Annotated in this window: 17 protein-coding genes, 1 pseudogene and 1 riboswitch; of the genes and pseudogenes, 13 read left to right on the forward strand and 5 right to left on the reverse strand. The window is 72.2% G+C overall.

What is annotated here, in order from left to right; translation table 11 throughout:
• Nucleotides 1–12: 12 nt before the first annotated feature.
• The 6 genes and pseudogenes from AB0P17_RS10600 to AB0P17_RS10625 form a co-directional block, all read left to right on the forward strand.
• Nucleotides 13–606 (forward strand): annotated as a pseudogene (locus AB0P17_RS10600) (ScbR family autoregulator-binding transcription factor); the annotation flags it as partial.
• 569 nt (nt 607–1,175) lie between these two features.
• Nucleotides 1,176–2,204: a 5-dehydro-2-deoxygluconokinase gene (gene iolC, locus AB0P17_RS10605; protein WP_365809529.1), complete on the forward strand. Its 1,029-nt coding sequence runs from the start codon at nt 1,176–1,178 to the stop codon at nt 2,202–2,204.
• The gene (locus AB0P17_RS10610; protein WP_365809531.1) at nt 2,197–3,066 is read left to right on the forward strand and encodes an aldolase; all 870 of its coding nucleotides are present in this window, start codon (nt 2,197–2,199) and stop codon (nt 3,064–3,066) included. The genes iolC and AB0P17_RS10610 overlap by 8 nt, the downstream gene beginning before the upstream one ends.
• A gap of 123 nt (nt 3,067–3,189) precedes the next feature.
• Entirely contained in the window at nt 3,190–4,092 is a 903-nt protein-coding gene (gene iolB / locus AB0P17_RS10615) for a 5-deoxy-glucuronate isomerase (protein WP_365809533.1), read from the forward strand.
• Nucleotides 4,092–5,975 (forward strand): 3D-(3,5/4)-trihydroxycyclohexane-1,2-dione acylhydrolase (decyclizing), encoded by a 1,884-nt coding sequence (iolD, locus tag AB0P17_RS10620; protein ID WP_365809534.1) that lies wholly within the window; start codon nt 4,092–4,094, stop codon nt 5,973–5,975. Before iolB ends, iolD begins: the two co-directional genes overlap by 1 nt.
• 91 nt (nt 5,976–6,066) lie before the next feature.
• Nucleotides 6,067–7,089, forward strand: a complete 1,023-nt coding sequence (locus AB0P17_RS10625; RefSeq protein ID WP_365809536.1) for a Gfo/Idh/MocA family oxidoreductase — start codon at nt 6,067–6,069, stop codon at nt 7,087–7,089.
• 54 nt (nt 7,090–7,143) lie between these two features.
• Here the strand turns inward: AB0P17_RS10625 and AB0P17_RS10630 are convergent, their stop codons facing one another.
• Nucleotides 7,144–8,481 (reverse strand): PP2C family protein-serine/threonine phosphatase, encoded by a 1,338-nt coding sequence (locus tag AB0P17_RS10630; protein WP_365809538.1) that lies wholly within the window; start codon nt 8,479–8,481, stop codon nt 7,144–7,146.
• A gap of 115 nt (nt 8,482–8,596) precedes the next feature.
• Between AB0P17_RS10630 and AB0P17_RS10635 the strand changes: the two genes are divergently transcribed.
• The 4 genes from AB0P17_RS10635 (at nt 8,597) to AB0P17_RS10650 (ending at nt 12,652) form a co-directional block, all read left to right on the forward strand.
• Nucleotides 8,597–9,166 (forward strand): nitroreductase family deazaflavin-dependent oxidoreductase, encoded by a 570-nt coding sequence (locus AB0P17_RS10635; protein WP_365809541.1) that lies wholly within the window; start codon nt 8,597–8,599, stop codon nt 9,164–9,166.
• A gap of 144 nt (nt 9,167–9,310) precedes the next feature.
• On the forward strand, nt 9,311–10,453 hold the full coding sequence (locus AB0P17_RS10640; protein ID WP_365809542.1) for a hypothetical protein: 1,143 nt from the start codon (nt 9,311–9,313) through the stop codon (nt 10,451–10,453).
• Between the two features lie 134 nt (nt 10,454–10,587).
• The gene (locus AB0P17_RS10645) at nt 10,588–10,998 is read left to right on the forward strand and encodes a hypothetical protein (RefSeq protein WP_365809544.1); all 411 of its coding nucleotides are present in this window, start codon (nt 10,588–10,590) and stop codon (nt 10,996–10,998) included.
• A gap of 253 nt (nt 10,999–11,251) precedes the next feature.
• Complete coding sequence (locus tag AB0P17_RS10650) at nt 11,252–12,652, forward strand: amino acid permease (protein ID WP_365809547.1); 1,401 nt, start codon at nt 11,252–11,254, stop codon at nt 12,650–12,652.
• 109 nt (nt 12,653–12,761) lie between these two features.
• Here the strand turns inward: AB0P17_RS10650 and AB0P17_RS10655 are convergent, their stop codons facing one another.
• From AB0P17_RS10655 to AB0P17_RS10665, 3 genes are all read right to left on the reverse strand, one after another.
• A complete protein-coding gene (locus tag AB0P17_RS10655) occupies nt 12,762–13,541 on the reverse strand; it encodes a LysM peptidoglycan-binding domain-containing protein (RefSeq protein WP_365809549.1) in 780 nt (259 codons plus the stop codon).
• 4 nt (nt 13,542–13,545) lie between these two features.
• A riboswitch (cyclic di-AMP (ydaO/yuaA leader) is annotated at nt 13,546–13,709 on the reverse strand.
• 497 nt (nt 13,710–14,206) lie between these two features.
• Entirely contained in the window at nt 14,207–15,535 is a 1,329-nt protein-coding gene (locus tag AB0P17_RS10660) for an enolase C-terminal domain-like protein (RefSeq protein WP_365809551.1), read from the reverse strand.
• Between the two features lie 126 nt (nt 15,536–15,661).
• Nucleotides 15,662–16,999, reverse strand: a complete 1,338-nt coding sequence (locus AB0P17_RS10665) for a gluconate:H+ symporter (protein WP_365809552.1) — start codon at nt 16,997–16,999, stop codon at nt 15,662–15,664.
• A 343-nt stretch (nt 17,000–17,342) separates the two neighbouring features.
• Between AB0P17_RS10665 and AB0P17_RS10670 the strand changes: the two genes are divergently transcribed.
• A complete protein-coding gene (locus AB0P17_RS10670; RefSeq protein WP_365809554.1) occupies nt 17,343–19,844 on the forward strand; it encodes a SpoIIE family protein phosphatase in 2,502 nt (833 codons plus the stop codon).
• 58 nt (nt 19,845–19,902) lie between these two features.
• On the opposite strand, the gene AB0P17_RS10675 is transcribed toward AB0P17_RS10670, so the two are convergent.
• Nucleotides 19,903–20,910: a LacI family DNA-binding transcriptional regulator gene (locus tag AB0P17_RS10675; protein WP_365809556.1), complete on the reverse strand. Its 1,008-nt coding sequence runs from the start codon at nt 20,908–20,910 to the stop codon at nt 19,903–19,905.
• Nucleotides 20,911–21,101: 191 nt separating this feature from the next.
• On the opposite strand from AB0P17_RS10675, the gene AB0P17_RS10680 reads away from it, so the two are divergent.
• Together AB0P17_RS10680 and AB0P17_RS10685 are read left to right on the forward strand one after the other, a co-directional pair.
• Complete coding sequence (locus AB0P17_RS10680; protein WP_365809558.1) at nt 21,102–21,926, forward strand: ABC transporter permease; 825 nt, start codon at nt 21,102–21,104, stop codon at nt 21,924–21,926.
• Between the two features lie 17 nt (nt 21,927–21,943).
• Nucleotides 21,944–22,732 carry an ABC transporter permease gene (locus tag AB0P17_RS10685; protein ID WP_365809560.1) on the forward strand — a complete coding sequence of 263 codons (789 nt, stop codon included), beginning with the start codon at nt 21,944–21,946 and terminating at the stop codon, nt 22,730–22,732.
• Nucleotides 22,733–22,742: the final 10 nt, after the last annotated feature.

Here is a 22,742-nt window from a genome sequence, read left to right on the forward strand (position 1 = left end):
CGGAAATCCGGAGTGTACGTGCAGGTACGGGCGGAGCAGGTACGGGCGAAAGCGACGCGGAGGTTCCTGCTGGAGGCGGCGGCACATTTGTTCGACGAACGGGGATATGTCGGAACCAGCATCAGTGATATCAGCACACAATCAGGTCGCACCAGTGGGGCAATTTATTTCCATTACGCCAGCAAGGAGAATCTGGCGCTGGCCATTGTCGAGGAGCATTTCGCGGCCTGGCCCGAACTGATCGGCCGCTACCGGACGGCCGGATTCCCGGCGCTCGAACGACTGGTGGCCCTCAGTTTCGACGTGGCCAGAGCCTTCCGCGACGACGTGGTGATCCGCGCCGGCTCCCGGCTCTGGGCGGAGCGCTCCGCCATCGACGCCACCCTGCCGCGCCCGTTCGTGGGGTGGCTGGAGACGGTCACCGAACTGCTCGAAGAGGCGCAGGAGGAGGGGGCGCTCGCCGAGGGGATCGCCCCGGAGATGGCCGCGCACGGACTGGTCTGCGCCTTCTTCGGGCTGCACACCGTCTCGGACGCGCTGGAGGGGCGCCGGCAGATCGAGGAGGGGCTGCACGATCTGTGGCTGCTGCTCCTGACCGCGCTCCGGCCCGGGTGCGACGCGCAGGCACTGATCACCCGGGCGCGGGAACACGGCGAACGGATGCGCGAGGCCGTGGCGGAGAAGGAGCACGGGGCGAAGGGCGAGGGGAGGACCCCACGGAAGCGGAAGGCGACCGGGAAGGCATCGGGGAAGGCATCAGGGAAGGCGACGGGGAAGGGAACGGGAAAGGGAACGGCGGCCGGCAAGGGAACGGCCTCGGGAAAGGCGAAGGGCAAGGCAGGCCGGACGAAGGGGACGGCGGCCGGCGTGGGGCCCTGAGCGCCGCGGTGGCCGCCCGGGCCCGTCGTCCGGATCGGGCTCCGGGGCCTGGCGCCCGGTCAGGCCGTGGGCGGCGGGGCGGTACTCGTCCGCCGTGCCGCCAACTGCGGGCCGGGGAAGGCGTCCCGTGGCGCGAGGGACGCCCTGAGGAGGCTGTTCCCGGCCCCGCTCACTTCCCTGTCTCCTCGCGGAAAACCGCACGTAACAAGCTATTGACAGGACATATGGACATCGAGCATCGTACGAGCAACTAGAGCGCGCTAGTAGAGCGTGCCAGGTGCTGGAGGTCCCCTTACATGGCAGTCCTGGACGTCCTGACCATGGGACGGGTCGGAGTCGACATCTATCCGCTGCAGACGGGCGTCGGTCTGGCGGATGTCACCTCGTTCGGCAAGTACCTGGGCGGCAGCCCCACCAACGTCGCGGTCGCCTCGGCGCGTTACGGCAGGAACGCGGCGGTGATCACCAAGACCGGCGACGATCCCTTCGGCCGGTACGTGCGGCGCGCCCTCGCCGAGTACGGCGTCGACCCCACCCACGTCGGGGTCTCCGAGGTCGCGCCGACCCCGGTGACGTTCTGCGAGATCTTCCCGCCGGACGACTTCCCGCTCTACTTCTACCGGCTGCCGCTCGCCCCCGACCTGGACATCCGCCCCGGTGATCTGGACCTCGGCGCCGTCGCGTCGGCCCGGATCTTCTGGATGACCGGCACCGGGCTGAGCGCCGAGCCGAGCCGGTCTGCGACGCTCGCGGCGCTCCGGCACCGGAACCGGGCGGGCATCACCGTCTTCGACCTCGACTGGCGGCCGATGTTCTGGGAGGGCGCCTACGCGGGCGGCCGCGACGTCCGTCCCGGCGAGGCGGTGGCGGAGGCCCGCGCGTACTACCGCGAGGCGCTCGCCCACGCCACCGTCGCCGTCGGCAACCGCGAGGAGTGCGAGATCGCCACCGGCGAGACCGAACCGTACGCCGCCGCCCGCGCGCTGCTCGCACTCGGTGTCGGGACCGCCGTCGTCAAGCAGGGCCCCAAGGGCGTGCTGGCGATGGACCGGGACGGCACCGCGGTCGAGGTGCCGCCCGTACCGGTCGAGGTCGTCAACGGCCTCGGCGCGGGCGACGCGTTCGGCGGCGCGCTCTGCCACGGGCTGCTGGCCGGCTGGGACCTGACGCGGACGATGCGCTTCGCCAACGCCGCGGGCGCGATCGTCGCCGGGGAGCTGGCCTGCTCGGACGCCATGCCCGACGCGGCGGCGGTCGAGGCGCGGCTCGGCGGGAACACGATCGAGGAGGAGAGCAAGGGTGTCCAGGGAGTCCAGGGTGTCTGACCGGATCCGGCGGATCGTCGAGACACGGGTCACCAACCCGGGCGCCATCGCCGAGGCCGCCGCCCGGCGGGTCAGGGCCGACTCGCCGCTCGGCGGGAACGGCCGGGCGATGATCATCGCCGCCGACCACCCCGCGCGCGGCGCCAACGCGGTCGGCTCCGACCCCACGGCGATGGCCGACCGCCGGCAGCTCCTGGACCGGATGTGCACCGCGCTGGAGCGCCCCGGGGTGACCGGGGTCCTCGCCACCGCCGACATCCTGGAGGACCTGCTGCTGCTCGGCGTGCTCGACGGCAAGAGCGTCTTCGGCTCCATGAACCGCGCGGGGCTGGCCGGTTCGGCCTTCGAGATCGACGACCGGTTCACCGGGTACGACGCCGAGACCATCGCCGCGATGCGCTTCGACGGGGGCAAGACGCTCACCCGTATCTGCCTGGACGACCCGGCCACCCCCTCCGTGCTGGAGCAGACCGCGCACGCCGTGGACGAGCTGAACGACCGGGCGCTGATCGCCATGATCGAGCCGTTCCTCTCCCGCTGGGTGGACGGGAAGATCCGCAACGACCTCTCCCCCGACGCGGTGATCACGTCGATCACCATCGCGTCCGGACTCGGCCGCCGCAGCGCCTACACCTGGCTGAAGCTGCCGGTCGTCGAGGAGATGGAGCGGGTCCTCGCCTCCTCCACGCTGCCCGTGCTGCTGCTCGGCGGCGAGGTCAAGGACGCGGAGGCGGCGTTCACCGCCTGGCAGAAGGCGCTCGCCCTGCCGACCGTGCAGGGCCTGATCGTCGGCCGGTCGCTGCTCTACCCCGCGGACGGCGATGTCGCCGGCGCCGTGGACCGCGCGGTGAGCCTGCTGTGACCGGCCGCCGCGCCGCCGACGCGTACCCCGCGGGTGCCGCACCCGCCGCCCGCACCCGTCACCACCAGCAACACCCGCACCCGCACCCGCACCAGTCGACCGAAGGAGCGCGAGGAGTCCGTGGTGAGTGACCACTCCCTGCATCTGCCCGCCGGTTCCACCGCCGAGGGCCCGTACACCACCGTCGTCACCCCCGAGTCGGCGCGCTGGGGCCACTCCGGGCTGCGCGTCCTCGAACTCGCCCCGGGCGAGCAGGTCTCCCTCGGCACCGGCGACAGCGAGTACCTGGTGCTGCCGCTCAGCGGGTCCTGCACGGTCGTCGCCGACGGCACGACCCTTCTCCTCGCCGGCCGGGACGGCGTCTTCGACGCGGTCAGCGACTTCGCGTACGTCCCCCGCGACACCGACGCCGTGGTCCGCAGCGAGCGCGGCGGCCGCTTCGCCCTTCCCTCGGCGCGCTGCGAGCGCCGGCTGACCGTGCGGTACGGGCCCGCCCAGGACGTACCGGCCGAGCTGCGCGGGGCCGGGAACTGCTCACGCCAGGTCAACAACTACTGCCTGCCCGGCACGTTCGAGGCGGACCAGCTTCTCGTCTGCGAGGTGCTCACCCCCGGCGGCAACTGGTCGTCGTACCCGCCCCACAAGCACGACGAGGCCCGCCACGACGAGCACGGCACCCCGGTCGAGAGCGAGCTGGAGGAGATCTACTACTTCGAGGTGGCGCCGGGCCCGGCCGGCCCCGGCCTCGGCTACCAGCGGGTGTACGGGACGGCGGAGCGGCCCCTTGATGTACTTGCCGAGGTGCGCAGCGGGGACACGGTGCTGATCCCGCACGGCTGGCACGGCCCCTCGATCGCCGCCCCCGGCTACGACCTCTACTACCTGAACGTCATGGCGGGCCCCGGCCCGGACCGCGCCTGGCTGATCTGCGACGATCCGGCCCACGGCTGGGTCCGCGCCACCTGGGAGGATCAGGCCACCGACCCCCGGCTGCCGTTCGGCACCGGCACCCCCGAGGAGCTGTGATGGCGACGGAGACCGTACGGCTCACCACCGCGCAGGCGCTCGTACGGTTCCTGGCGAACCAGTACAGCGAGCGCGACGGCGAGGAGCAGCGGCTGATCCCCGGCGTCTGGGGCATCTTCGGGCACGGCAACGTGGCGGGCCTCGGGCAGGCGCTGCTCCAGGCGGACCGTACCGGCGAGGCGGACCTCCCCTACCATCTGGCCCGCAACGAACAGGGCATGGTGCACGCCGCGGTGGCCTTCGCGAAGATGCGCGACCGGCTCTCCGCGTACGCCTGCACCGCGTCCACCGGCCCCGGCTCCACCAACATGATCACGGGCGCGGCGCTGGCCACCACCAACCGGCTGCCGGTGCTGCTGCTGCCCAGCGACATGTTCGCCACCCGCGCCGCCGACCCCGTCCTCCAGCAGCTGGAGGACACCCGGGGCGGCGACGTCTCCGTCAACGACGCCTTCCGCCCGGTGTCCAAGTACTTCGACCGGATCAGCCGGCCCGAACAGCTCGTGCCCGCCGTTCTCGCCGCGATGCGGGTGCTCACCGACCCGGTGGAGACGGGCGCGGTGACGCTCTGTCTGCCGCAGGACGTGCAGGCCGAGGCGTACGACTGGCCGGTGGCGTTCTTCCGGCGCCGCGTCTGGCACATCGGCCGGCCCGTGCCGGAGCCCGCCGCGCTGGGGCGCGCCGCCGCACTGCTGCGCACCGCGCGCAGGCCGCTGCTCGTCGCGGGCGGCGGGGTGGTGTACTCCGGCGCCGGGAGCGCGCTGCGCGACTTCGCCGAGGCCACCGGCATCCCGGTCGCGGACACCCACGCGGGCAAGGGCGCGCTGCCCTGGGACCACCCGGGCGCGGTCGGCGGCCTCGGCTCGACCGGGACGACGGCGGCCAACGCGCTGGCGGCCGAGGCGGATGTCGTCCTCGGCGTCGGCACGCGCTACAGCGACTTCACCACCGCGAGCCACACCGTGTTCGGCGACCCGGACGTGCGGTTCGTCAACCTGAACGTGGCCCGGCTCGACGCGGTGAAGCACTCCGCCGAGCCACTGGTCGCCGACGCCCGGCTGGGACTCCAGGCGCTGGAGCGGGAGCTGGACGGCTGGGGGACCGACGACGCCTACCGGCAGCGGGTGGCGGAGCTGGCCGGGGAGTGGCGGCGTACGGCGGACGAGTGCCTCTCCACCGGGCACGGGCCGCTGCCCGCGCAGACCGCGATCCTCGGCACGCTGCGCCGGTCGCTCGACGACCGGGACGTCGTGATCAACGCGGCGGGCTCGCTCCCCGGCGACCTCCAGATGCTGTGGCGCGCCCGCGACCCGAAGGCCTACCACGTCGAGTACGCGTATTCCTGCATGGGGTACGAGGTGGCCGCCGGGCTCGGCGCGAAGATGGCCGATCCGAGCCGTGAGGTCGTCGTCCTGGTCGGTGACGGCTCGTATCTGATGATGGCCCAGGAGATCGTCACCCTGGTCTCCGAGCGGATCAAGGTCATCATCGTGATCGTCCAGAACCACGGATTCGCCTCGATCGGCGCGCTCTCGGAGTCGCTGGGCTCGCAGCGCTTCGGTACGCGCTACCGCTACCGGGACCGTGCGAGCGGGCAGCTCGACGGCGAGGTCCTGCCGGTCGACCTGGCCGCCAACGCCGCCTCGCTCGGCGCGGACGTCCTCTCCGCCACCACCGCCGAGGAGTTCGGCCGGGCGATGGCCAAGGCCCGGGACTCGGACCGGACGACCGTCGTCCATGTCGAGACGGACCTGTACGGGCCGAACCCGCCCGGCAGCGCCTGGTGGGACGTCCCGGTCAGCGAGGTCTCCGAGCTGGAGTCGACCCGGCGCGCGTACGGGACGTACCGCGACGCGAAACGCTCCCAGCGCCACTACCTCTGACGCCTCCTTGCCCCCCTCCCCCTGCCTCCTGCCCCCTGCCCCCTGCTTCCCTGCCTCCTGCCTCCCGCTTCCTGTGAAAGGTCAACCCCCAATGACTGTGCGCATCGGTGTGATCGGTACCGGCATGATCGGCCAGGACCACATCCGCCGGCTCACCCATGTGATCACCGGCACCCGGGTCACGGCGGTGTTCGACATCGACACGGCGCGGGCCGAGGAGGTCGCCGCCACCGTCGGCGCCCGCGCACTGGCCACCGGGCACGAGGTCATCGACGCGCCCGACGTGGACGCCGTCGTCGTCACCTCGTGGGGGCCGACCCACGCCGAGCACGTCCTCGGCGCCATCGCCGCGGGCAAGCCGGTCTTCTGCGAGAAGCCGCTCGCCACGGAGGCCGAGGACTGTCTGAAGATCATCGAGGCGGAGACCGCCCACGGCTCCCGGCTCGTCCAGGTCGGCTTCATGCGCCGCTACGACGCCGGCTACCGCGAGATGAAGAAGGTCATCGAGTCGGGCGCCATCGGTGTCCCGCTGATGGTGCACTGCGCCCACCGCAACGCGACCGCCCCGGCCTCCTACACCTCGGCGATGGCCGCGCAGGACACCGCCGTCCACGAGATCGACGTGCTGCGCTGGCTGCTGGACGACGAGATCCGCTCCGTACAGGTGGTGACGCCGCGCCGGACCGGCAAGCGGCACGCGCACCTCCAGGACCCGCAGATCATGCTCTTCGAGACCGCCGAGGGCGTCCGGATCGATCTGGAGGTCTTCGTCAACTGCCAGTACGGGTACGACATCCAGTGCGAGACCGTCGGCGAGGACGGGCTGGTCCGCCTCCCCGACCCGGCGGCCGTCTCCGTCCGCACGGCGGGCCGTAACTCCACCGGGATCCTCCAGGACTGGCAGGGCCGCTTCGAGAACGCCTTCGACACCGAGTTCCGCGAGTGGGCCGAGTCCGTCGCGAACGGCGCCGAGCCCACCGGCCCCTCGGCGTGGGACGGCTACGCCGCGACCGTCATCACCGGCGCGCTCGTCCAGGCCCTGGAGTCCGGCGGGATCGTGCGGGTGGACGCCCTGGAGAAGCGGCCCGCCTTCTACGGAGGGGACACCCGGTGACGTCGCGAGACCGAGCGGCGACTGGCACACCCCCCGCGCCGATGCCGGACCGCGTCACGAAGGAGCCGGCCCGCTGAACTCCGGCCGCTCCGGCCGCTCCGGCCGCAACTGCTCCTCCCGCTGATCCTGCCGCTCCCGCTGCTCCGGTGCGTACCGGAGCAGCAGGGTGGCGGCGTCGTCGTGCAGCGGCCCCGCCACATGGCGTACGAGATCCCTGCGCAGCGCCTCCAGCGCCGCCGCCGGGTCGGGGCCGGCGAGGAGCGCGGCCCGCTCTCCGAGCGGGTAGAAGGTCCCGGCCGCGTCGCGCGCCTCCGTCACCCCGTCGGTGTAGAGGAGGAGTTGGTCGCCGGGGGCGAACTCCACGTGGAAGGGCCGGGGGCCCTCGGTGCCATGCGCCTCCAGGCCGAGGGGCAGCGCGTACTGGTCGGGCTCGGGGAACTCCACCACGCCGTCCGCGCGGAGCACCATGGGCGGCGGATGCCCGTAGTTGAGGAAGACGGCGCCACCGTCCTCGCCGATCTCGGCGATCAGCGCGGTGACGAACTTCTCGCCGTCCAGCTCCCTGCTCATGGCGCGCTCCACCCGGGCGCCGACACCGGTCAGTTCGGGCTCGTCGTGCGCCGCCTCCCGGAAGGCACCGAGGACGACCGCGACGGTCTCCACCGCTTCGAGCCCCTTGCCCTGGACGTCTCCGACGATCACGCGGACGCGCCCGGCGCCGACGGCCACCTCGTACAGGTCGCCCCCGATCCGCGCCTCCGCCACCGCCGAGGTGTACGAGACGGCGACGCGCAGCGGCCCCGCCGTGCCCGGTACGGGGCGGAGCAGCGCGCGCTGGGCCACCTCCGCGATCGAGCGGACGCTGGCGAGTTCGGCCTCGCGGCGCTGCCGCATCCCGACGGCGACCAGGCTCGCCGCCGTCACCCCGGCGACCGAGGCGAACGCCGTGTAGCCGCGGCGGCTCTGCAGCAGCCCGTCGTACAGCCCGAGTGTGAGACAGCACACGAGGGCGAGGACGCCGATGAAGGCGGTGCGCCGCCAGCCGCCCACGAGTCCGGCGAAGGCGGGGCCGAGCGAGAAGAGCGGCAGGAAGCCGATCTTGGGCCCGGCGATCAGCTCCACCAGCGCGACGACGGCGAGCGCGGCGAACGGGAGAACGCCCAGCACAACGGGGGTGGAGAGGTCCTCGCCCGGGGTGCCGCGGCCGGTCGGCGCGCCGTCCCCCGCCCCGGTGCGGGCGCCCGCGTTCACGCCCGGAAACGCGGCGGTGGCAACGGCCGGGGCGCCGCCGGGTCTCGCGCCGGGTCCCGTGCCCGGCTTCCCGCCGGGCCGGGTGCCGGACCGGCCTTCCGGTCGGTCCTCCCGCAGCATGTCCGCTCCCGCCTCGCCCATGTTTAGACTATGCAAAGGTTCTGTTGTCAAAGCATCGCGAAAGCTCCATGAACGTCTCGTCGTTATCGAATCGACGCCGTCATCCGGCCTCTGCGGTGCCAGGAGGTGCAGGGCTGTGAAGCAGCCGTCCCCGCCGCCGGGCGTGACGCCCCCCACCGGATGGCGGCGGAAGGTCGAGGGACTGCCGATCCTCCTCTATCGCGCGGGCCTCGGACCGCTGTTCGGCCGGCGGATGCTGCTGCTCATCCACACGGGCCGGTTCACGGGGCAGTCGCGCCAGGTCGTGATCGGGGTCGTCGAGCAGAACACGGCGCCGCGGAGCTGGACCGTCACCTCCGGCTCGGGCGCGTCGGCGCAGTGGTACCGGAACCTGCGGCACACCCCCCAGGTGACCATCCAGACCGGCCGCCGCTACCACGCGGTCACGGCCCGCTTCCCGGCTCCGGAGGAGTGCGGTCTGATCATGGAGCGGTACGCGCGCGCCCGGCCCCGCGCGGCGCGGACGCTCTGCTCGTTCCTGGGCCTCGACCCGGAGGCCGACGCCGGCCCCGACGCGGACGCGGCCGCCCGCCACGCGGCGTACCGGGCGGCCGGCGAACGGATCGCGTTCGTACGGCTGGAGGAGTCCCGTCCTTCGTTCCCGCGCCCGGCGTCCTCCCCCGCGGGGGAGCCGCCCGCCTCCTGAAGCGGGCCTGCGGCACGGTGTCTTGAACCGGGGCGGGCGCCCCCACGTACTACCTCCTCAAGACAGGTTGTCGCCGGACTCCGTACTTCCCCGGGCCCCGTGCGCACAGCGTTCGACGCATTTGAAGGACCGGAGGAACGATCCATGCGCTCCAGGCACCGCCCGGTGATGCTCATGGCCTGCATGCTCGCCCTACTGGCGATCAGCGCCACCGCCTGCTCGGCGCCCACCGGGAGCGCGGGCGCCGGGTCCGCCGGGTCCGCCGGGTCCGCGGGAGGCACCGGGCCCGCGGGGTCCGTCGGCTCCGACGCGCCGGAGGGGTGGCGTGAGGGCGGCTGGCGCGACTGGGACGCCTCGGACTGGGCGCGGGAGGCCGCCGCGTTCTTCAACCCGGTCATCGAGGGGCTGTGGCTTCCGGGCCGGATGCTCCAGGGCACCAGCCCGGACCGGCCGGTGGACGGGAACTTCGAGGACGCGGGCGTCTCCGACCCGGAGCCGGAGCCCGTCGCCGCGCGGCCGGTACCCGTCTCGTACCGCGACAGCGCCCCGGTGGTCGGCAAGCTCTTCTTCGACACCCCCGAGGGTCCCTCGGTCTGCTCCGCGACGGTGGTGTCCGACCCGGCCAGCCCCGGCGCCTCGAACCTGGTGTGGACGGCGGGGCACTGTGTGCACGCGGGGGCGAAGGGCGGCTGGTTCCGCAACATCGTCTTCGTACCGTCCTACAACGACAAGGGGCTGTCGAGCGAGGAGCTGATCGGGGTGGGCAAGAGCGAGCTCTCGCCGTTCGGCATCTGGTGGGCGGACTGGGCGCAGACCTCGCCCCAGTGGATCTCCGAGGGGACCCCGTCGGGCGGCAGCGGTTCGCCGTTCGACTTCGCCGTGCTGCATGTGAAGAAGCCGGCGGGCAGCGACTACGCCTCGCTGGAGGAGACGGTCGGCGGCGCGTCCCGCGTCATGTTCGACGCGCCGTCGGCGACGAAGATCGCGGGGATGAGCCTCTGGGGGTATCCGGCCGCGCCGCCCTTCGACGGTGAGCGGATGTTCTCCTGCCAGGGCCGCCCCGGCCGGCTCTCGGTCCGGGACGACCAGCCGTCACTGTTCCGGGTCGGCTGCACGATGACCGGGGGCTCCTCCGGCGGCGGCTGGTTCATCGAGGACGCGCAGGGGCAGCCCGCGCTGGTGAGCAACACGTCGATCGGCCCGAGCGCCCAGACCTGGCTGGCGGGTCCCTACCTCGGCGCGGGGGCGAAGGCGATCTACGACGCCGTCAGCGACAAGTTCGCCTGAGCGGTCCGGTACGCGGCGGGGTGAGGGTCCGGTACGTGGTCGGGGCGGCGGCCCGGTACGCGGTCCGGGCAGACTCGCGGTAGCGCCGGGGCCCCGGCGTCTCCCGTACGGCCGCACGAAAGCGAGATCCGAAGGTGCCGCACATCATCGTCGAGTACACCCCGAACCTGGCCGAGGACCTGGACGTCGAGACGCTCCTCGACGTCCTGCACGAGACCGCGCTCGGCCTGGGCGTCTTCCCCCGCTGGGGCACCCGCACGCTCGCCATGCCGGCGACCGCCGCCCGGGTCGGCGACCGTCCGGAGAGCGGGCCCGCCAATGGCCATGTGCAGATCAGGCTGACGATCGCGCCCGGCCGCCCCGAGGAGCTCAGGAGCCGGATAGCGGACGAGCTCTTCGCGGCGGCGGAGAAGCACCTGGAGCCGATCGCCGCCCGCCGCCCGGTCGGTTTCCAGCTCACGATCACCGAGTTCGACGCCTCGGTCACCCGGACCGGCGGCAGCATCGCCGGCTCGCCGACCCACCGGCCGCCGCTCGACGCGTAGGCCCGTTCCGGCACAGCCCGCCCCGTCCTGGCTCCGTCCGGCTCCATCCGGCTCCGTCCGGCTAGGTCCGGCTAGGTCCGGCCCCGTCCGCCGCCGCACCCGGGGGGCGGACGGGGCCCCGGGGCCCCGGGGCGGGCGCGCCGGTCGTCGCGTCCGGAAACGTTTTGCCTGGACGGGGGGCGTCCGGGGAGACTGCGAGGACCGCACCACCGCGTCCCCCTCACCGGCCCCGAAAGCAGTCTGAGCTCTCCCCATGCACGACCGACTCACCCCCCGCCCCGCCGCCACACCGGCCGCCGAATCCGCCGAACCGCTGGCCGGCGGGCTCAAGCAGCGCCATCTCACCATGCTCGGGCTCGGCGGCGTCATCGGCGCCGGGCTCTTCGTCGGCTCCGGCGCCGGGATCGCGCTGGCCGGACCCGGGATCGTCGTCTCGTACCTGATCGCGGGCGCGCTCGCGATGTGCGTGATGCGGATGCTGGGCGAGATGTCGACGGCGCTGCCCGCGTCGGGGTCGTTCTCCGTGCACGCCGAGCGCGCGCTCGGCCGGTGGGCGGGTTTCAGCGTCGGCTGGCTGTACTGGTTCCTGCTCGTCGTCGTGCTCGCCGTGGAGGCGACGGGGGCGGCGCGGATCGCCAACGGCTGGCTGCCCTCCGTACCGCAGTGGGCGTGGGTCCTGGTCTTCATGGTCGTCTTCACGGGCGCGAACCTCGCCGCCGTGAAGAACTTCGGCGAGTTCGAGTTCTGCTTCGCCGCCCTGAAGGTCTTCGCGATCGTCGCGTTCCTGGTCCTGGGGCTCCTCGCGGTCTTCGGTGTCCTGCCCGACACCCGCCCGGCCGGTCTCGCCAACCTCACCGGGCAGGGCGGCTTCCTCCCCAACGGCTGGCAGGGCGTGACCTCCGGGGTGCTCGCCGTGATCTTCGCCTTCGGCGGTCTGGAGGTCGTCACGATCGCGGCGGCCGAGTCCGACGACCCGGTGCGCTCGGTGGCCCGCGCGGTGCGCAGCGCGGTCTACCGGATCCTGTTCTTCTACGTCGGCTCGATGGCGGTCATCGTGGCCGTGCTGCCCTGGACGGCGCAGAAGGCGGGGCTCAGCCCGTACGTCACGGTCCTCGACGCGATCGGTATCCCGTCGGCCGGGCAGATCATGAACATCGTGGTGTTCGTGGCGCTGCTCTCGGCGCTCAACGCCAACCTGTACGGCTCCTCCCGGATGGTCTTCTCGCTGGCCGAGCGGGGCGAGGCGCCGAAGGCCCTGCTGAAGGTGAGCGGGTCGGGCGTGCCCCGGCGGGCGGTGCTGGCGTCGGTGGCGTTCGGGTTCGTCTCCGTCCTGCTCAATCTGAAGTGGCCCGACTCGGTCTTCCTGTACATGCTCAACGCGGTCGGCGCGGTGCTGCTCTTCGTCTGGGCGATGATCGCCGTCTCGCAGCTGCGGCTGCGCCCGCGCGTCGAGCGGGAGGCGCCGGAGCGCCTGGTCCTGCGGATGTGGCTGTTCCCCGGCCTGACGTGGGTGACGCTCGCCGCGATGGCGACGGTGTTCGTGCTGATGCTCCTCGACGACGCGGCCCGCCCGCAGCTCCTCTGGTCCCTGGGCGCCACGGCGCTCGTGCTGGCGGTGGCGGGCGTACGGGAGCTACGAGCGCGGCGGGTGTGACCCGTGCGATACGTGTGACACGTACGCGAACGGGCCCCGGCCCCGCCGTCGCAGGACGGCGGGGCCGGGGCCCGGTGCGTTCGTCACCCGCCGGGCGACGCGGGTCCGGTCAGTAGGGACCGTTCACGTTGTCGATCGAGCCGTACCGGTCGGCGGCGTAGTTGCACGCGGCCGTGATGTTGGCGACCGGGTCGTAGGCGTCCATCGCCGTACCGGGCACGTGGTACGCCTGGAACGTCGGGGCGATGACCTGGAGCAGGCCCTTGGACGGGACGCCGTTCTGGGCGTTGATGTCCCAGTTGTTGATGGCGTTCGGGTCGCCCGAGGACTCACGCATGATGTTGCGGTGGATGCCCTCGTAGCTGCCGGGGATCCCGTGCTGGGCCATGATGTCCAGCGCCTCGCGGATCCAGCCGTCCAGGTTGTCGGTGTACGTCTTGGCGACGGCCTGCTCGACCGAGCCGCTCCCGGCGGACTCCGTGCTCGTCTTCGTGCTCGTCTCCGTGGCGGTGGTCGCCGGGGCGGCCGCCTTCTTCCCGTTGAGGGTCAGCTTGAGGCCGGGGTGCACGAGGGACGGGTTGGCGCCGACGGCGCTCCGGTTGTCCTCGTAGAGCTTCTGCCAGCCGCCGCTGATGGAGTAGGCCTGCGCGATCTTCGACAGGGAGTCGCCCTCGACCACGACATAGGTCGTGGCGGTGGTCTTCGGTGTGGCGGCGGGAGCCTCCGCGGCCTTGGCCGCACGGACGTGTTCCACCGTCGCGGGCGCCGCGTGGGCGGTGGCCGCGGTGACCAGCGGAATCGCGAGAGCCGCGCCCCCGGTGCCGACCGCGACGAGGCGACGGGCGAGCGAGCCGGTTCTGGGGCGGCGGTGCTTGGCGTTTCTGGGCACGACGAATTCCTCTCCGTCGCCTGCGAGGTGAGCTGTCGGGTTCGGGCTGGAGATGCCCGGCCGTACGGCGGTGCGTACGGCTTCACCCCGAGCCGTTCCGGAAATCCGGACCGGCGACTTACCTGGGTCCCCCGCTCCTGCCTTGTGACGGATAGGTGTGTGGGTCTCCGGACAGCGGCAGGATTGGGCGTTCCATCCGGATGGACGAGAACGTAAGCGAGATATCAGGACGGCACAAGTTCCGAATTTTCGGGTCAATCGCCCTTTCGGGAGCCTCCCGGGAACTCAACTTTCCTCTCCTGGGAGAGAAAGCGTCCGCCTCGCCACGCCCACCTGCCGAGACGGGGGTGACACAGGTCACGAACGTAACGGAATAATCGGACAGGCAAAAGGCGTCAGAGGCTACAAGTGCCCCTAACGCCACTCAACTTCACTTAACGGGAAATACAGACAAAACACCCTTATCGGTCACCGGTGGCGGGAGGATCCATCGCCCTCCCACCCCACTCCCCGACAACTGGGAACGCCCGACGGGAATTGAACCGGAGCGCCTCCGAATTCACCGGGCGATTCATTCTTCTGACGGCCTGTCGCGCCTTGGTACGCCTTCGCACCGCAGCCGCGTTCCCCCGCGGCAAAATGCGGGACATGATCGCGGCAATGCCTCATCTCACCAAGCAGGGACGCTTGCTGTCGAACTCCCAGTCCCGTACCAGAAATCGCATCGCGGCGGCGTCGTCCCGGCCGGAGAGGTTCTTCTCCGCATACAGCTCGTGGGCGGCGAGAAGGCGGTCCATGTCGAGTTCGACGCCGAGCCCCGGGGTGTCGTCGACGGCGACCTCGCCGGCGACGATGCGCGGGGGCTCCACGGTCAGCCGCTCCAGGCCCTCCTGCCAGATCCAGTGGGTGTCCAGGGCGTTGTACTCCCCCGGGGCGGCGGCCCCGCAGTGGGCCATCATCGCCAGCGAGATGTCGAAGTGGTTGTTGGAGTGGCAGCCCCACGTCAGTCCCGTCGCATGGCAGAGCTGGGCCACCCGCACCGACCCCTGCATGGTCCAGAAGTGCGGGTCGGCGAGCGGGATGGAGACCGACTGCAGCGCCATCGCGTGGGTGAGCTGGCGCCAGTCCGTGGCGACCATGTTGGTCGCGGTGGGCAGGCCGGTGGCCCGGCGGAACTCCGCCAGGATCTCCCGGCCCGAGAACCCGTCCTCGGCTCCGCACGGGTCCTCGGCGTACGCGAGCGTACCCACCAGCGGCCGGCACAGCTCGACCGCTTCCCGCAGCGACCAGGCCCCGTTGGGGTCGAGGGTGATCCGCGCCCCGGGGAAGCGTTCCTTCAGCGCGCGTACGGCCTTGACCTCCTCCGCCCCCGGCAGGACACCGCCCTTGAGCTTGAAGTCCCGGAAGCCGTACCGCTCGTACGTCGCCTCCGCCTGCCGGACGATCGACTCCGGGGTCAGCGCCTCCTCGCGGCGGACGCGGTACCACTCGACGTCCGCGCCGGGTTCCCGGACGTACTCCAGATCGGTCCTGCCGGGGTCGCCGACGTAGAAGAGGTAGCCGAGGACCCGTACCGCGTCACGCTGTTTGCCGTCCCCGAGCAGCGCGGCCACCGGCACCTCCAGGTGCTGGCCCAGCAGGTCGAGGAGCGCCGATTCGACGGCCGTCACCGCGTGCACCGTGGTGCGCAGGTCGAAGGTCTGCTCCCCGCGCCCACCCGCGTCCCGGCCGCCGAACCGCTCCCCCAGGGCCCGCAGTACCCGCTTGTGGTCGCCCAACCGGCTTCCGACGACGAGGGGTTGGGCCTCGCGCAGCGTACGGGTGATGCGCTCGCCACCCGGCACCTCGCCCACGCCGGTCCGGCCCTCGGAGTCCTGGACCACCAGGACGTTGCGGGTGAAGTACGGGGCGTGGGCGCCGGAGAGGTTGAGTGCCATGGAGTCACGGCCTGCCACCGGATACACGGAGAAGCCGGTGACGACGGGCTGGCTCATGGGGCGAGTCCTTCCAGGGTGCGGATGGTGCGGGGCGGTTCCGGGAGCGCGGGCGGGGGCCGGCGGCAGAGAACAGGTGGCAGAGGACAGAGGCAGAGGACAGGGGCAGACGTCAGATGTCAGATGTCAGATGTTGAGGATGTCCAGGACGCGTTCCAGGAGGAGCACACCGCCGAGTCCGAGGACGGAGAGCACGGTCGTATAGGTGGTACGTGCCTTGATCGCCTCGATGACCGACAGGTTGAAGTACTCCTTGAACATCCAGAAGCCCGGGTCGTTGACGTGCGAGAAGGCGATCGAGCCGCAGGAGACGGCCAGCACCATGATCTCGGGCGGTACCCCGCTGCCCGCGAGCAGCGGCAGCACCACGCCGGACGCGGTGACGACGGCGACCGTCGCCGACCCCAGGGCGACCCTGAGGATCACGGCCACGAGCCAGGCGAGGACGACCGGCGAGATGGACCAGCCGTCGGTGACGTCCTTGATGTAGTCCGATATGCCGCCGTCGACGAGGACCTGCTTGAAGGCCCCGCCGGCCCCGATCACCAGCAGGATCATCGCCATCGCCTGCGCCGCTCCCCGGCACGAGGCGCTGACCTCCGACAGGCTCCGGCCGATCCGCGGCCCGAACGCCCAGATCGCCACGAGCAGCGTCAGCAGCAGGGCGATCGGGGCCGAGCCGATGAAGGCGACGAAGTGGGTGAGCGGGGTCTGCGCCGAGGTGGCCATGTCGGTGACCGCGGCACCCGCGATCAGCACGACGGGCAGCAGGGCGACCGCCAGCGACCAGGCCGTGCCCGGCATCTCCTCTTCCTCGAAGACGCGTTCGCTCACCAGGCCCTTGGGCACGGAGGGGTTCATGGCCCGGACGAACGCGAGCCGCGGCCACACCAGGGCGATGACCGCGCCGATCGGCACGGCGATGAACAGACCGTAGAACAGGGTCAGTCCGACCGAGGCGTGGAAGGTCGAGGCCACCGCGGTCGGCCCCGGGTGCGGCGGCAGGAAGCTGTGCATGGTGGACAGGGCGATGGACATCGGCAGCCCGACCCACAGGAGGTTGGCCCGGGTGACGCGTACGAGCGTGAAGACGACCGGCACGATGATGACGAAGGCGACCTCGTAGAACATCGTGACGCCGATGAGCATGGCCGTCGCCACCATCGCCACCTGCACCCCGCGGGTGCCGCAGACGGCGAGGAGTCTGGTGGCGATGCGCTGGGCGGCCCCGGAGTCCCCCATCACCCGGCCGACCATCGCGCCGAGCCCGATGGTGAGCATCGTGTCGCCGATCTGTCCGCCGATGCCCTCGGAGAGGACGTCCGCGATCTCCGTGAGGGGAATGCCCTGGACGACGGCGACCCCGACGGCGACGAGCAGGAGGGCGGCGAAACCGTTCAGCTTGAGCCGTGTCATGAGGAAGAGCAGGACCAGGACGCTGATCCCTACGACGACAAGTGGCATGGGTCAGTTCCCCTTTGAACTGTGCACCGAACTGTGCACCGGGCAAGCGGATGAACCGTGCGGTGGAGCAAGGGGTGCGAACGCGGGCGGGCGGACCGCGCCTCACGGCGGAGCGGGGATCAGCGCTTTGTCTCCATATAAAGACGTCGTCCATGTACAAGAACGGAGGTTAGAGAGGCTAGAGAGGTGGGCCCCACGGGGTCAATGGGTCTGCGGTGACGGATTAACCTTCGGCTCCCGCCGCCGCCGATGCCCCTCCCCGTCGACGCCCGCCGCCCTCGTTTGCTCCTGCCCGGGCCACGGGCCCATGGTGGAAGGACCGAGGCGAGGGCGGTTGTGCACGATGACGCGATCGGAGGCCGCCGGTGGCGACCGGGCGGCGTGGCTGGAGGATCCCGCCGCGGAAAGCGCCACGGCGAGGGTCACCCTGGATCCGCGCGGGATCGTCACCGGCTGGAACGAGGGAGCGCGGCGGCTGCTCGGCTACCGGTCCTCCGAGGTCGTCGGACGGGCCGCGGCCGGGCTGCTGGCCACGGAACCGCACCCGGGGACGGTGCGCGCCCTGCGGACGCTGCCGCGGTGGAACGGGACGGTGACGCTCCGCCACCGGGACGGCCACGCCCTCCCGGTGAGCCTGCTGGCCCACCACCGGATGCCGGACCACGCGGGCGGCGACGGAGGGCACGAAAGGGACGGAGGCGTCACCGGTGACGGCGGTGACGGCGGTGACGGCGGTGGTGGTGGCGGATGGCTCCTGGTCTCCGCGCTCGTCGGCCCGCCGACGCCGCTGCCCGCCGAGGCGCTGGCGCTGTGGGCGTTCGCCCAGTCACCGGCCACGATGGCGTTCTACGACACCGGTCTGCGGCTGCGGCTGGCGAACCAGGACATGGAACGCGTGATGGGGCTGCCCGAGGAGGCGATGCGGGGCCTGCGCGTCTCGGAGATCGTGGCGGATCCGCAGGGCGACCGGACGGAACAGCTCATGCGCCGGGTGCTGGCGACCGGCGCGCCGCAGCAGGGGCGGGTGGCGCTGCGGCTGGCGGGCCACGAACGGGAGAGCGTCTGGGCGCTCTCCCTCGTCCCGGTGCGGGACACCGCGGGAACGCTGCGGGGCGTACTCCTCTCGGCGCGGGACATGACCGAGGAACACCTGGCCAGGGAGCGGCTGGTGCTGCTCAACGACGCCAGCATGCGGATCGGCAGCACCCTGGACCTCGCCCGGACCGCGGAGGAGCTGGCCGACGTGGCCGTCCCGCAGCTCGCCGACTTCGTCACCGTCGACCTGCTCCCCTCCATCGAAGGCGGCGGCGACCTGCGCGCCGGTGCCCCGAGCGGCCCCGTCGTGCTGCGCCGGGTCGCCGTCCGCTCCGTACTGGCGGGCTGTCCCGAGGCCGTGATCCCGCGCGGCGCGGTGGCCACGTACCCGGCCACCTCGCCCGTGGCGGAGTGCCTGGCCACGGGCCGGCCGCTGATCCGGGAGCTGACCGACCGCGGGCTGGCCGGGTGGGAGCGCGAGGACCCGGAGCGGGCCGACCGGGTGCGGCGGTACGGCATCCACTCGGTGCTGGCCGTGCCGATGCGGGCCCGCGGCATCACCCTCGGCGTGGCCGTCTTCAGCCGCCACCGGCGCGCGGAGTCCTTCACCCCGGACGACCTGCTCCTGGGCGAGGAGATCACCGCCAGGGCCGCGGTGTGCGTCGACAACGCCCGCCGCTACGCCCGCGAGCGCCGGACCTCCCTCACCCTCCAGAGCAGTCTCCTGCCGGCCCGGCCGCCCCGGCAGGCCGCCGTCGAGGTCGCGTCCCGCTATCTGCCCGCCAGCACACAGGCGGGTGTCGGCGGCGACTGGTTCGACGTGATCCCCCTCTCCGGCGCCCGGGTCGCCCTCGTCGTCGGCGACGTGGTCGGCCATGGCGTCCAGGCCTCGGCCGCCATGGGCCGGCTGCGCACCGCCGTCCGCACCCTGGCCGACGTCGACCTCCCGCCCGACGAACTCCTGACCCATCTGGACGACCTCGTCATCCACCTCTCCGCCGAGGCGGACGGCGAGGACGGCGCCGGTGCCACCGGCGACACCGGCGCGACATGCCTGTACGCCGTCTACGACCCGGTCTCCCGGCGCTGCTCCCTGGCGCGCGCCGGCCATCTCCCGCCCGCGCTGGTGACCGCGGGGGGCGCCGTGGAGTTCCTCGACGTCCCCGCGGGCCCGCCGCTGGGCCTCGGCGGCCTGCCCTTCGAGACCACGGAGCTGGAGCTGCCCGAGGGGTCCGTCCTGGTGCTGTACACCGACGGTCTCGTGGAGTCCCGTGACCGCGACATCGACGAGAGCCTCGGCACGCTGCGCGAGGTGCTGGCCCGTCCCGCCCCGTCCCTGGACGCCACCTGCGACGCCGTGCTCCGCGCGCTCCTCCCGGACCGCCCGGCCGACGACGTGGCCCTGCTGATGGCCCGTACCCGTGCCCTGGACGCGGCCCACGTCGCCACCTGGGAGGTGCCGCACGACGCCGCCGCCGTCGCGGAGACCCGGAAGAACGCCTGCCGTCAACTGGCCGCCTGGGGCCTGGACGAGGCGGCGTTCGTGACCGAACTGGTCGTCAGCGAGCTGGTCACCAACGCCGTCCGGTACGGCGACGCCCCCGTCAGGCTCCGGCTGATCCGCGACAGCGACCTCGTCATCGAGGTCTCCGACGGCAGCAGCACCACACCTCACCTGCGCCGGGCCCGTACCTCCGACGAGGGCGGCCGCGGACTGCTCCTCGTCGCGCAGCTCACCCAGGGCTGGGGCACCCGCCAGACGTACACCGGCAAGACGATCTGGGCGGAGCAGAGCCTCTCCGCGAGCTGACCCGGACGGTCACACCGGGCCGGTCGCACCCCCGAAGCACCGCGTCACACCGGGCCGGTCACACCGCGCCGCCGTCCACGGCCTCGGCGTCCCCGGCGACCGGCGCCGTGGAGACGCCGACGATCAGTTCGGTGGCGACGCGCACCCGGCGGGCGCGCTTGGGCGGGTTCGGCTCCTGGAGCAGACGTACCGCCTCGGTACCCGCCTCTTCGAGGGGGACGCGCAGCGCCGTGGTGTCGGGCCGGTCCGTACTGATCGCGGTCAGATCGTCCGACGCGGCCAGACTGATGTCGCCGGGGACCCGCACCCCGGCGTCGCGCAGCCCCAGGCGCAGGCCGATCAGCAGGTAACTGCTGTACGCGACCACGGCGGTGACGGCCCGTTCGGCGGCGATGTGTTCGGCGACCGCCAGTCCCGCGTCGATCCGGGGGGCGACGGGGCCGAGGACCGTGAGGTCGACACCGCCCCGGTCGGCCGCCTCCTCGACGGCGGCGGTGCGGCGTTCGGCCATCCACGAGCCCTCCGGGCCGCCCACATAGGCGATGGACCGGTGGCCGAGGCCCGCCAGGTGCGTCACGATGTCCGCGACGCCGCCGGGGGTGTCGATCAGGACGCCGGGCACCGAGGGCACCGTACGGTCCACGGTGACGGCCGGCAGCTTCGCGGTGAAGGCCCTGATCACCGGGTCCGGACTCACGGGAGCTATGAAGACCAGCCCGTCGACGCGCGAGGCGAGCTTCCCCGCCAGCTTCTCCTCGCTGCTCCGGGAGCCCTCCGAGACGGCGAGCAGGATGTTGTCGCCGTGCTGCGACAGCGCCCGCTGCACCCCGGTCACGATGGGGGCGAAGTAGGGGTTGGCGAGGCTCGGGACGAGGACGCCGGTCAGACCGGTCCGGCCGGTGGTCAGCGCGCGAGCGCTGGCGTTGAACTCGAACCCCATGGCCTCGGCGGCGGCCCGTACCCGCTCGCGCGTGCCGGCCGCGACCATGCCGGGCCTGCTCAGCGCGCGGGACGCGGTCGCCGTGGACACCCCCGCCGCGCGTGCCACGTCCGACAGCCTCACCATCTCCGCCCCCAGGGTGTGCGTAACGAGATCTTTACACGAGCGCGTTGACGCCTCGATTCCAGCGTGAGTATCGTCCCCCACTGCCGGTTGCTGCAACCGGTTGCAGCAACCGGTTGTAGGAAACTCCGAACAGAAACATCCGGCAGAAACATCGGAACCATCCGACAGAAATCCAGAGAGGAGGCGTGGCCGTGTCCCGGAAGGCCACCTTGGGGCTGCTGCTCGCGCCCGGCCTGGCCCTGCTGGCCTTCGGCTTCGCGTTCCCCTTCGTCACGACGCTCTTCGCGCCGCCCGCCGCCGAGGACCCCGATGTCGTCGGCACCCTGGGCTCGCTGCTCACCGACGGCTACGTCCTGGGCGTCCTCGCCCGGACCGTGCGCGTGGCCGTCACCGTCACCGTCGTCTGTCTGCTCTTCGGCTTCCCGACGGCCTATCTCATCTCCCGCGCCCCGAAGAGCCGCCAGGGGCTGCTGCTCGCGCTCGCGGTCTTCCCGCTGCTGCTCAGCACGGTCGTACGGACCTTCTCCTGGCTGGTCATCCTCGGCCGCAACGGCATCATCAGCGAGGTCGTCCTGGCGACCGGGCTCACCGACAGCCCGCCGGAGCTGCTGTACACGGAGTTCGCCCTGGTCGCCGGTCTCACCCAGCTCTTCATGCCGCTGATGATCCTGACCTCGTACAGCTCGCTGTCGCACATCGATCCCGGTCTGGAGGACGCCGCCCGCGGCCTCGGCGCGAGCCCCGGCCGGGCCTTCCGGCAGATCGTGCTGCCGCTCGCGGTGCCCGGCGTCCTGGTCGGGGCGACGCTGGTGTTCGCCGGGGCGGTCACCGCCTTCACCACGCCGCTGCTGCTCGGCGGCTCCCGTAACCGGACCCTGGCGACCCTGCTGTACGACTACGCGAACGTGAAACTCGACTGGAACGGGGCCGGCGCCGTCGCCCTGCTCATGACCGTACTGGTGCTCGTGGTCGGCTGGGCCTCGGGCCGGATATCGGCGAAGGTGGCCACGTCGTGAAACAAGGTGGCCGCGTCGTGACACGCCGACGCCCCGTACTCACCCTCCTGGCCACCCTGGCCATGGCCTTTCTGCTCGGCCCGATCCTGCTCGTCGTCGCCATCGGCTTCTCGTCCGGGGACACCGTCGAGTTCCCGCCGTCCGGGCTCTCCACCCGCTGGTTCGAGCAGGCGCTCTCCAACGCCGCCTTCCAGCAGGGGCTGCTGACCAGTCTGCTGGTGGCCGCGGTGGCGACCCTGCTGGCGCTGGTGCTGGGCATCCCGGTGGCCCTGGCCGTGCAGCGCCACCGCTTCCGGGGCCGCAAGGCGGTGGAGAACCTCTTCCTCTCCCCCGCCATCGTCCCCGAACTCGTCCTGGGTTTCGCCCTCTTCCAGCAGCTCATGGTGACCCTGCGGATCACCGCGCTGGGCGCGCTGCTGATCGGCCACACCGTCCTGCTGCTGCCGTACGCGGTCCGGGTCACAGGCGCCTCGCTGGCGCTCTCGGACCCGGCCCTGGAGGAGGCGGCCCGCGGCCTCGGCGCCGGGCCCCTGCGGACGTTCTTCTCGATCACCCTGCCCGTGATGGCACCGGGCATCGTCTCGGCGTCCGTGCTGTCCTTCCTCACCTCGTTCAACAACGTCCCGCTCTCGCTGCTGCTCAAGGGACCGGGAATCTCCACCCTGCCCGTCGAGATGCTCAACTACGTCGAGTTCTCCTACGACCCGGTGGTGGCCGCGGTGAGCACCCTGCTGCTCGCCGCCACGGTGGGCGCGGCCCTGCTGACGGAACGCCTCGTCGGCTTCAACAAGGTCTTCGGCCGATGAGCGCGGCGGG

It is taken from the genome of Streptomyces sp. NPDC088124 (assembly GCF_040685895.1).
Taxonomy (GTDB): domain Bacteria; phylum Actinomycetota; class Actinomycetes; order Streptomycetales; family Streptomycetaceae; genus Streptomyces.

Excerpts from the sequence above, each read along its gene's own strand:
- AB0P17_RS10675 (WP_365809556.1), bottom strand. The coding sequence starts at position 20,910 with ATGGTGAGGCTGTCGGACGTGGCACGCGCGGCGGGGGTGTCCACGGCG.
- AB0P17_RS10670 (WP_365809554.1), top strand. The coding sequence starts at position 17,343 with ATGACGCGATCGGAGGCCGCCGGTGGCGACCGGGCGGCGTGGCTGGAG.
- AB0P17_RS10665 (WP_365809552.1), bottom strand. The coding sequence starts at position 16,999 with ATGCCACTTGTCGTCGTAGGGATCAGCGTCCTGGTCCTGCTCTTCCTC.
- AB0P17_RS10630 (WP_365809538.1), bottom strand. The coding sequence starts at position 8,481 with ATGGGCGAGGCGGGAGCGGACATGCTGCGGGAGGACCGACCGGAAGGC.
- AB0P17_RS10625 (WP_365809536.1), top strand. The coding sequence starts at position 6,067 with ATGACTGTGCGCATCGGTGTGATCGGTACCGGCATGATCGGCCAGGAC.
- iolD (WP_365809534.1), top strand. The coding sequence starts at position 4,092 with ATGGCGACGGAGACCGTACGGCTCACCACCGCGCAGGCGCTCGTACGG.
- AB0P17_RS10640 (WP_365809542.1), top strand. The coding sequence starts at position 9,311 with ATGCGCTCCAGGCACCGCCCGGTGATGCTCATGGCCTGCATGCTCGCC.
- AB0P17_RS10660 (WP_365809551.1), bottom strand. The coding sequence starts at position 15,535 with ATGAGCCAGCCCGTCGTCACCGGCTTCTCCGTGTATCCGGTGGCAGGC.
- AB0P17_RS10650 (WP_365809547.1), top strand. The coding sequence starts at position 11,252 with ATGCACGACCGACTCACCCCCCGCCCCGCCGCCACACCGGCCGCCGAA.
- iolC (WP_365809529.1), top strand. The coding sequence starts at position 1,176 with ATGGCAGTCCTGGACGTCCTGACCATGGGACGGGTCGGAGTCGACATC.